A 13192-nucleotide genomic window follows, 5' to 3' on the forward strand; every position below is an offset into this window, starting at 1 on the left:
TATGGATACTTTTGGCTATTTGGGCCAGGGCTTTGGTGTCGCGCTCACGCCCTACAACCTGATCACCGCACTGTGCGGCACCCTGATCGGCACCGTGGTCGGATTGCTCCCCGGCCTAGGCCCCATCAACGGGGTGGCACTGCTGATTCCCATTGCCTTCGCCCTGGGACTGCCTCCCGAATCCGCGCTGATCCTGCTGGCTGCCGTGTACCTGGGCTGTGAGTACGGCGGGCGTATCAGCTCGATCCTGCTGAATATCCCCGGTGAAGCGTCCACCGTAATGACCACCCTCGACGGCTACCCGATGGCCCGCAAAGGCCTGGCAGGCGTGGCGCTTTCACTGTCCGCCTGGAGCTCTTTCATTGGTGCCTTTATTGCCACCTGCGGCATGGTGCTGTTCGCCCCGCTGCTGGCCAAATGGGCGATAGCCTTCGGTCCGGCGGAGTACTTCGTACTCATGGTATTCGCCATCGTCTGCCTGGGCGGCATGGCCGGCGATCGTCCACTCAAGACATTTATCGCCGCCTTGATCGGTCTGTTTCTGTCGACGGTGGGGATTGATGCCAACAGCGGGGTTTACCGTTTTACAGGGGACAACATCCACCTGACTGACGGCATCCAGTTTGTGGTGCTGGTACTGGGCCTGTTTTCCATCAGCGAAATCCTGTTGCTGCTGGAAAAAACCCATCGCGGGCAAGAAGCCGTGAAAGCCACCGGCCGCATGATGTTCAACTTCAAGGAAGCCTCTGCGGTATTCGTGGTGAATATCCGTTGCGGCCTGCTCGGATTCATCATGGGCGTCCTGCCGGGTGCAGGCGCAACCCTGGCCAGTGCCGTGGCCTACATGACGGAAAAACGTCTGGCGGGTACTTCGGGCAAATTCGGCGAAGGTGACATGCGCGGTCTGGCCGCTCCCGAGACTGCCATCGGTGCTTCGGCCTGCGGTGCCCTGGTACCGATGCTGACCCTGGGCGTACCGGGTTCGGGTACCACGGCTGTGATGATTGGCGCATTGTCGCTGTACAACATCACGCCCGGCCCGCTGCTGTTTCAACAACAGCCGGATATCGTCTGGGGCCTGATCGCTTCGTTGTTTATCGCCAACATCATGCTGGTGATCCTCAACATTCCGATGATTCGCATCTTCACCCGGATTCTTTCGGTGCCTAACTGGGCGCTGGTGCCGGTGATCGCGATTATTACCGCCATCGGCGTCTATGCCGTCCACGCCACCACCTTCGATCTGTTCCTGATGATCGGTATCGGCATCTTCGGCTATATCCTGCGCAAGCTCGATTTCCCGCTGTCGCCGGTACTGCTGGGTTTCATCCTCGGCGGACTGATGGAACAGAACTTGCGCCGCGCCCTGTCGATCTCCAACGGCGCGCTGGAAATTCTGTGGGCAAGCCCGATCACCCTGGGTGTTTGGGTACTGACCGCGATCATGCTGCTGATGCCTGTTCTGCGTATCTGGCGCAAGCGCAGTGCCAAACGCCGCGCCCTGGCCAATGCCTGAGCAAGGGTTCAAGCAGTGGTGGGGAACGCCGCTGGTCGGTCTGGCCGGCGGTTTTCTCGCCAGCCTGATCGGCTGGCCACTGCCCTGGATGGTCGGCTCGTTGCTGGCGATCATTTTGGTCCGCTGCCTGACTCCGTGGCAGCTGGCCGAGATTCCGGGCGGACGTAAATGTGGGCAGTGGATTGTGGGCATCGGCATCGGCCTGCACTTCACCCCCCTGGTCATGGAGCAGGTGCTGGCGCATTTCGGCCTGATCTTTGTCGGCGCGCTGCTCACCAGCGTGTCGAGCGTACTCGGGGTGTGGATCATGCGCCGCAGTGGAGAGGACCGCGCTACGGCGTTTTTCTCCAGCATGCCGGGCGGTTCGGGGGAGATGGTCAATCTCGGCGCTCGCAATGGTGCCGTATTGAGCCGGGTCGCTGCCGGACAGAGCCTGAGGGTGCTGATGGTGGTGCTGTGCGTACCGGCCGCCTTCAAGTACTTGCTCGGCGAAGGCGCTCCGGCGCTGCATCCCGCATCAGTCAACCTCTACTGGTTAGCCCTGCTGTTTCCGGCCGGTGCGCTGATGGCCTGGCTCTGGCAACGCTTGCGCCAGCCCAATCCCTGGTTATTCGGACCGCTGCTGGTCAGCGCCAGCGTCAGTATTTATTGGAACTTGCACATAGGCCTGCCCGATGGCAGCAGCCAGGCGGGCCAATGGTTGATCGGCAGTGGACTGGGCTGTCATTTCAACCGGGCGTTTTTTCGCCGTGCCCCGTCCTTCATCGGCCGCACATTAACAGGTACGGCGCTGACGATGCTGATCGCCAGCCTGTGCGCACTCGGCCTGAGCAGCCTGACACAACTGGATCTGCGCTCCATGACCCTGGGAATGATGCCTGGCGGTATCGCAGAAATGAGCCTTACCGCAGAAACCCTGCAGTTGTCGGTACCTCTGGTCACCGCCCTACAGGTGATGCGTTTGCTCTTCGTGCTGTTTTTGGCCGAACCCCTGTTTCGCTACTGGGTACGGCCTCGCCCGGACTAACGCCCTCAGGCCGGCGGCAGTTTCCAGTCGATCGGGGACAACCCGTTTTGCTCAAGAAACTTGTTGGTTCGACTGAAGTGACCGTTGCCGATAAACCCCCGATAGGCGGAAAGCGGCGAAGGATGTACCGAGGTCAGCACCAGATGCTTGGTGGCATCGATCAGTTTCTGTTTGCTTTGCGCATGGGCGCCCCACAACAAAAACACCAGTTTGGGCTGTTGCTCACTCACCACCTGGATAATCCGGTCGGTGAAGTGCTCCCAACCTTTTTTGGCGTGGGACGCGGCATTGGCGCGCTCCACTGTCATGGTGGTGTTGAGCAGCAACACCCCCTGCTCTGCCCAATGCTGCAAGCAGCCATGGGTGGCGATATCGATATTCAGATCGCGCTTGAGCTCTTTATAAATATTGACCAGCGAAGGCGGCACGGGAATGCCGGGCTGGACCGAAAAACACAGGCCATGGGCCTGACCGGGACCGTGATAGGGATCCTGTCCAAGAATCACTACTTTGATCTTGTCCAGCGGGGTCAGGTTGAGGGCATTGAAAATAAGCGGGCCCGGCGGATAGATTTCCTTCCCGGCGGCATGCTCCTGGCGCAGGAACTCGCGCAGCTGGGCCATATAAGGTTTTTCGAACTCCTCGCGCAAAGCCTGCTTCCAGACCGGTTCAAGTTTTATACGATCATCCGACGTCATGACTACATCCTGAAAAACAATGGAGCGGACACTAGAAAAGCCCGTCTCCATTGTCAATTCATCAATGCATCTGCCGGGCATTCTCTACCTGTCCCACCCCCGGCCCTGGCCCTGGCCCTGGCCACCGCCACCATAACCGTGGCCATTACCGTAGCCATATCCATGACCCGACGGATAAGCAGGTCCATGGTTATAGTGCGGCGCCCCCTGGTAGTAGCGTGGCGGCGCAGCATAGTAGCCACGGGAATGACCGTAGTAAGGGCCGTAATAACCATAGCCATATGGCGCTGGCGCTACATAAACCTCAGAGCGATAGCCGCCGTAGCCCGGGTAATAGGGCACACAGGCAGACAAGGCCAGAGCAAGCACAACAAGGCTGAGCAGACGACGGTACATGGCGGCCTCCTGGACCGCTGATGAGCACACCCGGCGGCGCCGGGGGCAGTAAATGGCGATGCCATCCACACCTTTTAAGACCACGAAAAACAGTTTCGGTGCCGCGGATCAAATAATTCTGACCGGCGTGGCGGGCGGCATATCACTGCGCCTGCTTCCCGTCGAAGGGCATACAATAGCCGGGTCAATCACCGGACCCCAGCCATGACCACGCCTGATCTCTGCCCTGCCTGCGGGGCGCGCAACGACTGCTCGATGGCCAGCGCCAATACCGCGGAACAACCCTGCTGGTGCTACAGCGTCAGTATCGACCCGCAGGTGCTGCAAGCCTTGCCACTCGCCCAGCAAGACCTGGCCTGCCTGTGTCCCCGCTGCGCGCAGGTGCAAAACCAATTGCCGCCCGCGCAACCGGAACGCCTCGGGTAAGATGCCTGCCTCTATTTTTTGTGATCGAGCGTCATGCGCGTAGACCGTTTTCTGAGCAACTTGCCCCAGTTCAGCCGCCAACAGGTCCGCCTGCTCCTGATCGAAAAACGGATACGGGTCGATGGCCGCATCGTCTGCGATCCACACCATGAAATACGGGCTTTCAGTCGCATTGAATGTGATGACGTGCTGCTGCAGGCTGGCAAACCTGCGCGGTATTTCATGCTGCATAAACCCCCCGGTTGCGTCAGCGCCACCCAGGACCCGGAACATCCGACAGTCCTCGATCTGCTGGATGAACCGGACAAGCAGGAACTGCATATTGCTGGCCGGCTGGACTTCAATACCAGCGGGTTGATGCTGATTACCAATGACGGGCAATGGTCACGCCGTCTGACCCAGCCGCAGACCAAACTGCCCAAGGTGTATTACGTTGAGACAGAACAAGTCATAGGCCAGGAGTATGTCTCCAGGTTCAATGAAGGGGTCTATTTCGCCTATGAAGACCTGACAACACAACCCGCCGGGCTCGAACTGCTGGGCCCTTGCAGTGCACGCCTGAGTATCGTTGAAGGACGCTACCATCAGGTCAAACGCATGTTTGGCTACTTCAACAACAAGGTTGTTCACCTGCACCGGGAGAGCATCGGGCCATTGCAGCTCGACAGCCAGCTCGCCCCCGGCCAGTACCGGCCCCTGAGCCCCCAGGAAGTCGATCTGTTCTGACCCCGTGTCCGCATGACTGTCATATAGCCGGTGCATCCTCGGTCTTGCCGACACTCGGTTCACTGGAGTCTGACGCCATGCTCAAGCCCGAAATCAAAGTGCTCGATGTTCAAGGTCAATATCGAATTCACACCGAGTTCTATCGCTCGGATACTGCCGAAAACACCATTATTCTGGTCAACGGCTCCATGGCCACCACCGCCTCGTTTGCCCAGACCGTGAAGAATCTGCACCCGCATCTGAACGTCGTGCTCTACGACCAGCCCTATGCCGGCAAATCAAAACCGCACAACCGGCATCAGAAAATGCTGACCAAGGAACTTGAAGCGCAAATGCTTCTGGAGTTGATCGAGCATTTTTCGGCGAATTACCTGATGTCGTTTTCGTGGGGCGGAACTGCCGCGCTGACAGCCCTGGCGTGCACACCACGGCGCATCGAGAAGGCCGTGATCAGTTCATTTTCACCCCTCATCAACGGGCCCATGCGCGACTACCTGGAGCGTGGCCGGCGCTGCCTTGCTGACTGCAACCGCACACAAGTGGGCAACCTGGTCAACGATACCCTGGGCAAGCATTTACCCTCGCTGTTCAAGCGCTTCAACTTTAAACACGTCAGCAGCCTGGCCGAGCACGAGTACGCACAAATGCATTTTCACATCGAACAGGTTCTGACCTGTGACCAGCCGTGCTTGCTTGATACGGCCAGCGGTATCGAGATCCCGGTGCTGTTCATCAATGGCGCATGGGATGAGTACACCTCGGCCAGCGACGCGCAACACTTTGTCCAATCGATTGAGAACAGTCAGTTTGTTCGCCTGGAAAACACCGGGCACTTTCTGGATATGGAGCACAAATCAGCGAGCCATATCAGCAAGGCCGCCATGCTCGGTTTTCTGCAGCCGGCACACGCTGAGCATCTGGCAGCGAGCCGCTGATGCAGTGCCAAGGGTAAGAGAGGGAATGAATGCGCTTGAAATTTACAATTTCAGGAATAAAAACTTCTCATCAAGGCCGACTTCTGGTACAAAGTCAGCCGCTCTGAGCGGGTATAGTTTAGTGGCAAAACGAAAGCTTCCCAAGCTTTAGTTGAGGGTTCGATTCCCTCTACCCGCTCCACTTTTGCTTCCATGCAAACGCAGCAAACTCCCCCCCGAACATCTGAAACCAAAACGCTGTTGTGCTCATCAGAGCAACACCTTCCCTGCAAGCTCACCCCGTCAGCCTGACGCGGCAGTTTCGCGAGCCTGGTTCATGGCCGGCAGCAAGCCACGACGCACTTGCTGCACAGCACATTGAAGATTTAAACCCTGACATTTCTCACTGGTGCCGAAGGCCGCTGGCTGGTTTCCCACTGCGCAGCCAGGCCCACCACCACATCGGATTCAGGCAACATCCCGCACCCGCGAACCAGATCTGCGGCCCGCTCGGCAAGCATGATGGTCGGGGCGTTGAGGTTGCCGTTGGGTTCGGTTGGAAAGACCGATGAATCGATTACCCGCAGCCCCTCAATCCCGCGTACCCGTAGTTGTGAGTCCACCACTGCCATGTCGTCTTCACCCATACGACACGAGCCGCACGGATGGTAGGTGCTTTCAAGGTTCTCACGTACGAACTGGTCAATCTCGGCATCAGTGTTCACATTCGGCCCCGGAGCGATTTCGCTCTCACGGAAGCGGTCCATCGCCGGCTGGCCGATGATTTCCCGGGTCAGCCGCACACAGCGACGGAACCCCTCGCGGTCCTCTTCACGCTGCAAATAGTTGAAGATAATTTCGGGATGCTCGTAAGGGTCAGCCGAGCGAATTCGAACATGGCCACGGCTCTTGGGTTTGTTCGGCCCGGTGAGCACCATGAAGCCGTGCCCCTTGATCGGCTTTTTACCGTCATAACGCATGGCCGCCGGCAAAAAATGAAACTGAATGTCCGGCCAGCGCAAACCTTGCCCCGAACGAATGAAACCGCCGGCTTCAAAGTGGTTGGTTGCACCCAGCCCATCCTTGCAGACCAGCCAGCGCAAACCGATCATCAACTTGCTCAGCGGGTCCATTTTACTGTTCAGGGTCACCGGTTCTTTGCAGGCGTACTGAATGTAGATTTCCGAGTGGTCCTGCAAGTTTTCGCCGACCCCGGGCAGATCATGCCTGACCACCACCCCGGCCTTGTTCAGTACCGCAGCCGGACCGATACCCGAGCGTTGCAACAGGTGCGGCGAACCGATGGGCCCCGCCGAGATCAGTACTTCCCGGGAGCAGCGCACGGTATGGGTCTGGCCGCCGTGGTCGTAGCTCACCCCCACTGCACGCTTGCCGTCGAGCACGATCTGGCGCGTCATCGCCCGGGTGATCACCGTCAGGTTGGGACGCTCCATGGCCGGGCGTAAATAAGCGTTGGCCGTGGAGCATCGAACCCCGTCCTTGACCGTCATATGCATGGCACCAAAGCCTTCCTGCATATAACCGTTGCAGTCGTCGGTCTTGATGTAACCCGCCTCTTCACCGGCATCGACCCACGCCCCGTACAGCGGGTTCTTCATTTTGTTGCCACTGCTGGTATGCAACGGGCCGCTGCCGCCGCGATAAGCATCACCGCCGGCATCACAGCTCTCGGCACGCTTGAAATACGGCAGGCAATTACGGTAGCCCCAGCCTTCGGCACCCAGGGACTCCCATTCATCAAAGTCATAGGCATGCCCGCGGATATAGACCAGTCCGTTGATGGAGGATGAGCCCCCCAGCACCTTGCCGCGCGGACAGTGAATGCGACGTCCGTCGAGGTAAGGCTCCGGCTCGGTTTCGTAGCGCCAGTTGTAGCGGGTGGTGTTCATGGGCATCGAAAAAGCGCTCGGCATCTGAATCATCACGCTGCGATCACTGCCGCCGAACTCCAGGACCAGCACCTCTACGTCCGCATCTTCGGTCAGACGGTTGGCCAGCACGCACCCGGCAGAGCCCGCGCCAATGATGATGTAGTCATATTTTTTATTGTTCATGGTTATCTCCAAATACTCGTTTCACTGACCAGCGGCACAAGTGGTACCGGCATTGGCATGACCGCCGCCCCTGGGTCCCCGGTGCTGTAATGCGGATGCGTCTGTTCGATGTCCTGAATGACCCGCTCTTCATGATTGAGATCAATCGAGCGGCTGAGCCAGAAGTACGTCAGGCCGGACACGATCAGCCCGACCAGCCAGGCAACGTCGATATTGCCCAGGGCTTTGGCCAGCGGGCCGACAAACACTTCTTTCTGGGCCACGCCATCGAAGATGTAGAAAAACGGGATCATTGCGACGAAACCAATGGCATACGACGCAAGGCCGCGCAGGCCCCAGCTGCCGTAAAGACTGTCGCGGGCCATGAAGAAATGCGGGATGGCGTAGCGCCCCTTGCGCACAAAGAAGTAGTCCGTCAAGTTCACCGCAGTCCAGGGCACCAGGAAATACAGCATCACCACCAGGTAGATGCCCAATACCGACAGGCCCTTGTCAGAGTCCTGCAGCCCCAGCGATACACCCAGCTGCAGCAGGATCACGAAAATGATCGCCAGCACCCGTGCCTTGCGCGTCGGTTCGATATGCCTGATGGAGTCGACGCAGGTCAGGGTGGTCAGCTTCGCGCTGTAGATGTTCATGGCCATGACCGGCAGAAACACCAGGATGGTGACGCCGACCACCACGATGCCCATCACGGACGAGACGGTATTGCCCACTTGCGACAGGGCCACCAGAACGTTGGTGGCATGCAGGTGATCGGCCAGCCAGGCGCCCACCGCAATCATCCAGGCACCCGACAGCGAGGCACCGAGAAACACCACGGCAATCAACTTGCCGCTATGGGTATTCTTCGGCAGGTAACGCGAATAATCGGACACATACGGCGCATAGGCGATGTTGTAACTGGCCGCCGCGGCAAACTGGGTGATAAAGCCGGTCCAGTTAAAACCCAGGGGCGGTGCCTCGACCTCGCCGATAGCGAGCAGTGGCAGCGGCGTGTCGGGCACCCAATTCATCAGCACCGCCAGTGTCACCAGCCCGTACAGGGGAATTGACAGAAACAGGGCCCATTTAAAACTGCGATGCATCCAGTCATGCCCCAGGATTGCCAGGACTGTCGCCGGCACCGTCACCACCAGCGCAACCGTCAGCGGATCAAAACCGAACAGTTCCTTGAGGCCCTGCATCATCAACACCAGGTTGACGATATTGAAACCGGCGAACACAAACAGCGTCGCCAGCAGCGCCAGAATCACCCCGCGATAGCCGAACTGGGCCCGCGACTGGATCATCTGCGGCAACCCCAGGTGCGGCCCCTGGGAACCGTGGAAGGCCATGAACAAGGTGCCAAACATGATGCCCAGCGTTCCGGCCAGAATCGTCCATAGGGCGCTCAAGCCAACACTGGGCCCTACAAAGCCGATGGTCATGGTGAAAAAGGTGAAGTTGCCGAGAAACCAGAAAGGTCCCTAGCTGGAAAGTTTGTCGGTGCGCTCATTTTCGGGAATGAAATCGATTGAGTGCCCTTCAACAGCCGATGAGGGTGGTGTGTGCATGATGTACTCGCAGAAGTAGTGAAGATCATGACCCGATAACTGCCCTGCCCCGGGGCGAGCTGTCGCCCTTTATCAGGGTTGTGACAGCCGCCCGGTGCACAGGAGTGTCAATCGACACTCAGGGCAGCGTTATCCACACGGCTTTGGTTTCCAGCAGGTGATCGAGCTGTTCAGCCCCCAGATCCTTGCCAAAACCGGACTGCTTGTAGCCACCAAACGGCATCGAAGGATCGATGGTGCCGTGGCCGTTGACATAGACCATCCCGGCCCGCAGACGCGGGATCAGGCTGTGCACCCGGCCCAGGTCGTTGGAGTACAGGGCTGCAGCCAGGCCATAGGAAGAGTCGTTGGCCAGCGCCAGCGCTTGCTCATCATCATCGAACGCAGCCGTGACCAGCACGGGGCCGAAAATCTCTTCCTGGACGATCTGCATGTCGTTGCGACAATGGGCAAAGATCGTCGGCTCCACGAAGTAGCCCGGCCCGTCGACCGGCTGGCCGCCGTATACCAGCTCGGCCCCCTCACGCTTGCCGAGGGCGATGTAGTCCAGTACCCGTTGCTTCTGCTGTTGCGATACCAGCGGGCTGATAAAGCAGTCCGGGTCCAGCCCGGGGGCCATTTTCAGTGCGCGGGTACAGGCGATCAGTTCACGCAAAAAGCTGTCGTAAATGCTGCGATGGACGTAGGCCCGGGTGCCGGCGTCGCACACCTGGCCCGAGTTGAAGAACACCCCGTTGGCAATCGCTTGCGCCGCGGCAGGCACGTCGGCGTCCGCGAGAACGATTACCGGGGATTTCCCCCCCAGCTCCAGGGTCAGGCGCTTCATGTCGCCCAGCGCCGCCTGGCCGACGGTGCGGCCGACCGGCGTCGAACCGGTGAAGGTCAGTTTGTCGATGCCCGGATGCGTCGCCATCGCGGCACCCACCACACTTCCCCGTCCGGTGACGATATTGATCACACCATCCGGGATGCCCGCTTCCTGCACCAGCTCAGCGAAGCGCAGGGCCGACAGCGAAGTCAATTCAGCCGGTTTGACCACTATGGTGCAGCCGGCTGCCAGTGCCGCGCCGAGTTTCCAGGCCATGGTTTGCAGAGGGAAGTTCCACGGCACGATAGCGCCCACCACCCCGATCGGCTCTTTACGGGTGTAGGCCAGATAATTACCGGGCAGCGACGGTTCAACGGTACGGCCGTGGATTTTCGTGGCCCAGCCTGCAAAGTAACGCAGGGTATCCACTGTGCCTTGCACATCCACTGCCCGTGCCGCGACCACCGACTTGCCCATGTCGATCGACTCGATTTCAGCCAACTCATCGCCATGGAGCTCAATCAGTTCTGCCAGCCGATGCAGCATCCGCTCACGTTCCAGCGGTTTGACCTGACGCCACGGGCCACCGTCAAACTGGGCCCGGGCGGCTTGCACGGCGCGGTCCAGATCGGCCGCGGTGCCCATGGGAACACGGGTCAGAAAGCCCCCGGTAGAGGGCTCGATGACATCCGAGGTTTGTTTGTCGCTGGCCTCGACCCATTCACCACCAATAAACATCTTCTGCTGTTTGCCGAGAAAAGCCTGGGTGGCTTCGCTCAAGCCGAATTTCTGCAAGTACTGCTTGACCGTCGTGTCCATTATTATTCTCTCGGGCAGGGCGTCAGACATCGCGCCAGGCCTCCTGGGTTCAAGACTCAATCCGGAGCTGCACGCAAGCCCCCGGCACTGGTGTTTCAGAGTGCGCGGGCCTTGGCCCGTTCGTGGTAGATAAAACCGATGCTGTTGAGCAGCAGTTGCGCGGCAAGAATCGACGTCACGCCCGCCGGGTCATACACCGGAGCGACCTCCACCAGGTCCATGCCGATGATGTTGCCTTTGCTGCGCTTGGCCAGCGCCTGAATAATCTCCAGCACCTCGTAGTACAGAAAGCCGCCATGGCTCGGCGTGCCTGTGCCCGGGGCGATCGAAGGGTCGAAACCGTCAATGTCGATGGTGATGTAGTACTTGACCCCCTGAGGGATCAGCTCCAGAACGCCCTCGGTACCCAGGCGACGGACATCGCGCACCGAGAGGATTTTTGAGCCGGCAGCGTGGGCCGCTTCATAGTCATCGCGGTTGGAGGACGAAACGTTGCGGATGCCCATCTGGGTCATGCCGACGATATGGTTCATTTCTGAAGCGCGGCGCAGCGGGTTGCCGTGGCCGTAGCGAACCCCATGACGCTCATCAACAAAGTCCAGATGCGCATCAAAGTGCACGATATGAATAGGCCCTTTGCCTTCGAAGGCCTTGATGACCGGGGCGTGAACCGAGTGGTCGCCGCCCAGGACCACAGGCATTGCGCCTGACTCGAGAATCTTGCGGACCGCAAACTCGATATTGTCATTACTCGCTTTCATATCGGTGTGGACGATATCCGCATCCCCCACATCGACCATGCGCACGTCCTGGGAGGTAAGGTACATCACGTCATCTTCGTGATCGTAGGCACCGGCATGACCGAAAGAAAACAGGGTCGATGCCTCGCGAATCCCGCGCGGCCCAAAACGGGCGCCCGAACGCCACTGTGTACCCATGTCATTGGGTGCGCCGAGGATGGCGACATCGGCATCCAGGGTTTCCCAATCAGTACAGACCGGGGATTTACCGAACGTGCAATGCCCTACAAACGGAAGGTTCAAACGGCCGGACTCATATCCATTGCTAGACATATCGATCTATCTCCAATTCTTGTTATTGCCATGGGGGCGCACTGGTAAGTGCCTGGCGCTGGAGTGACTATGAGCGCAGCTTTTCATAGAAAAAATGCTAATCATCCGATACATATATCGGCAGATCCGATGCATCGATAGGGAGAGGACCGGTTGAATCAGCTACATACCGTGGACCTGAAGCTGCTCAGAGTATTCGCCGAGATCGTCAAATGCGGCGGCTTCTCTGCGGCTCAAGCAGCGCTGAATATCGGCCAGTCGACCATCAGCGAACAGATGACCCATCTGGAAACCCGTCTTGGGGTCAAGCTCTGTCAGCGCGGGCGCAGCGGCTTTCGCATTACAGAACAGGGCGTGGCGATTTTCGAATCTACCCGGCGGCTGCTGGCCGCCGTAGATGACTTCTGCCTGGATGCCGATGTGCTCAAGCAGAAGATCACCGGCAAGCTGAACCTGGGCATCATTGACTCAACCATTACCGACCCCGATTCTCCCCTGCCGAAAACCACCCAGCGCTTCGTTTCCAGAGGCCACGATGTTCACCTCAATGTGTATGTCGGGACCCCTGCCGAACTCGAAGAACGGGTGCTGGACAACCGCCTGCATCTGGCCATCGGGCACTTCCCGAATCACGTCTCGGGGCTGGACTATTTACCCCTGTACCAGGAGGCCCTCGGACTGTATTGCGGGCGGCGCCATCCCTTGCACGGCAGTACCGCAGAGAATGCCGAACTGCTTGAAGAGATCAGCGAGAGTCGAATCGTAGCCCGGGGCTTCATGCAGCAGCACGACCTGGACCGACTGGGTGTGAGCAAGGCCGCCGCCACCGTAGACAACATCGAGGCGCTGGCGATCCTGATCATCTCCGGTGCTTATCTGGGGTTTCTGCCCATCCACTTTGCCGCTCAGTGGGTCAATACCGGTGAGATGCAACAATTGGCCCCGATGAGCCTGCACTTGAAGTCGCCGTTCGATGTCATCACCCGGCGCGGCGTTGCCCCGTCACCGATTTTGCGGGTATTCCTTGAGGACCTGGCGGCCACCGCACGGCAAGAGGTCCAGCCTTGAACACAGTGTCGCCGACACCTCGCGCACTCTTGTGCAGACGGGTTTTGCTGCGCCGGTCCGTGCAACATAATGGCGCCCCTCAGTGCCTGA

General features: G+C 59.0%; 11 protein-coding genes, 1 tRNA gene and 1 pseudogene. 7 read left to right on the plus strand and 6 right to left on the minus strand.

Annotated features, from left to right (window positions below):
- Position 1: 1 nt before the first annotated feature.
- Together EQV90_RS07945 and EQV90_RS07950 are read left to right on the plus strand one after the other, a co-directional pair.
- Positions 2 to 1516, plus strand: a complete 1515-nt coding sequence (locus EQV90_RS07945; protein ID WP_003440577.1) for a tripartite tricarboxylate transporter permease — start codon at positions 2 to 4, stop codon at positions 1514 to 1516.
- A complete protein-coding gene (locus EQV90_RS07950; protein ID WP_240878006.1) occupies positions 1509 to 2543 on the plus strand; it encodes an AbrB family transcriptional regulator in 1035 nt (344 codons plus the stop codon). Before EQV90_RS07945 ends, EQV90_RS07950 begins: the two co-directional genes overlap by 8 nt.
- Positions 2544 to 2548: 5 nt before the next feature.
- Here the strand turns inward: EQV90_RS07950 and ung are convergent, their stop codons facing one another.
- Positions 2549 to 3241, minus strand: a complete 693-nt coding sequence (gene ung, locus EQV90_RS07955) for a uracil-DNA glycosylase (RefSeq protein ID WP_003440570.1) — start codon at positions 3239 to 3241, stop codon at positions 2549 to 2551.
- 84 nt (positions 3242 to 3325) lie between these two features.
- Positions 3326 to 3637: a hypothetical protein gene (locus EQV90_RS07960; protein ID WP_240877963.1), complete on the minus strand. Its 312-nt coding sequence runs from the start codon at positions 3635 to 3637 to the stop codon at positions 3326 to 3328.
- Positions 3638 to 3841: 204 nt separating this feature from the next.
- On the opposite strand from EQV90_RS07960, the gene EQV90_RS07965 reads away from it, so the two are divergent.
- The 4 genes from EQV90_RS07965 to EQV90_RS07980 all read left to right on the plus strand — a co-directional run bounded on the left by EQV90_RS07965 (position 3842) and on the right by EQV90_RS07980 (position 5905).
- Positions 3842 to 4063 carry a cysteine-rich CWC family protein gene (locus EQV90_RS07965; RefSeq protein WP_010655945.1) on the plus strand — a complete coding sequence of 74 codons (222 nt, stop codon included), beginning with the start codon at positions 3842 to 3844 and terminating at the stop codon, positions 4061 to 4063.
- 33 nt (positions 4064 to 4096) lie between these two features.
- Positions 4097 to 4789 carry a pseudouridine synthase gene (locus tag EQV90_RS07970; protein WP_003440564.1) on the plus strand — a complete coding sequence of 231 codons (693 nt, stop codon included), beginning with the start codon at positions 4097 to 4099 and terminating at the stop codon, positions 4787 to 4789.
- Between the two features lie 77 nt (positions 4790 to 4866).
- Positions 4867 to 5724 carry an alpha/beta hydrolase gene (locus EQV90_RS07975; RefSeq protein WP_003440562.1) on the plus strand — a complete coding sequence of 286 codons (858 nt, stop codon included), beginning with the start codon at positions 4867 to 4869 and terminating at the stop codon, positions 5722 to 5724.
- Between the two features lie 107 nt (positions 5725 to 5831).
- Positions 5832 to 5905, plus strand: a tRNA-Gly gene (locus EQV90_RS07980).
- Between the two features lie 184 nt (positions 5906 to 6089).
- Here the strand turns inward: EQV90_RS07980 and betA are convergent.
- The 4 genes and pseudogenes from betA to speB all read right to left on the minus strand — a co-directional run bounded on the left by betA (position 6090) and on the right by speB (position 12034).
- Positions 6090 to 7778 carry a choline dehydrogenase gene (gene betA / locus EQV90_RS07985; RefSeq protein WP_003440560.1) on the minus strand — a complete coding sequence of 563 codons (1689 nt, stop codon included), beginning with the start codon at positions 7776 to 7778 and terminating at the stop codon, positions 6090 to 6092.
- Between the two features lie 2 nt (positions 7779 to 7780).
- Positions 7781 to 9334: pseudogene (locus EQV90_RS07990) on the minus strand (cytosine permease).
- 118 nt (positions 9335 to 9452) lie between these two features.
- Positions 9453 to 10961, minus strand: coding sequence for an aldehyde dehydrogenase family protein (locus EQV90_RS07995; RefSeq protein WP_003440554.1), 1509 nt, complete (start codon positions 10959 to 10961; stop codon positions 9453 to 9455).
- A gap of 95 nt (positions 10962 to 11056) precedes the next feature.
- Positions 11057 to 12034 carry an agmatinase gene (speB, locus tag EQV90_RS08000; RefSeq protein WP_003440552.1) on the minus strand — a complete coding sequence of 326 codons (978 nt, stop codon included), beginning with the start codon at positions 12032 to 12034 and terminating at the stop codon, positions 11057 to 11059.
- 153 nt (positions 12035 to 12187) lie between these two features.
- Here speB and EQV90_RS08005 point away from each other — a divergent pair, with 153 nt between their 5' ends.
- Complete coding sequence (locus EQV90_RS08005; RefSeq protein ID WP_240877964.1) at positions 12188 to 13102, plus strand: LysR family transcriptional regulator; 915 nt, start codon at positions 12188 to 12190, stop codon at positions 13100 to 13102.
- Positions 13103 to 13192 lie beyond the last annotated feature (90 nt).

The sequence above is a fragment of the Pseudomonas sp. TMW22089 genome (assembly GCF_022496645.1).
Lineage (GTDB): Bacteria > Pseudomonadota > Gammaproteobacteria > Pseudomonadales > Pseudomonadaceae > Aquipseudomonas > Aquipseudomonas paraversuta.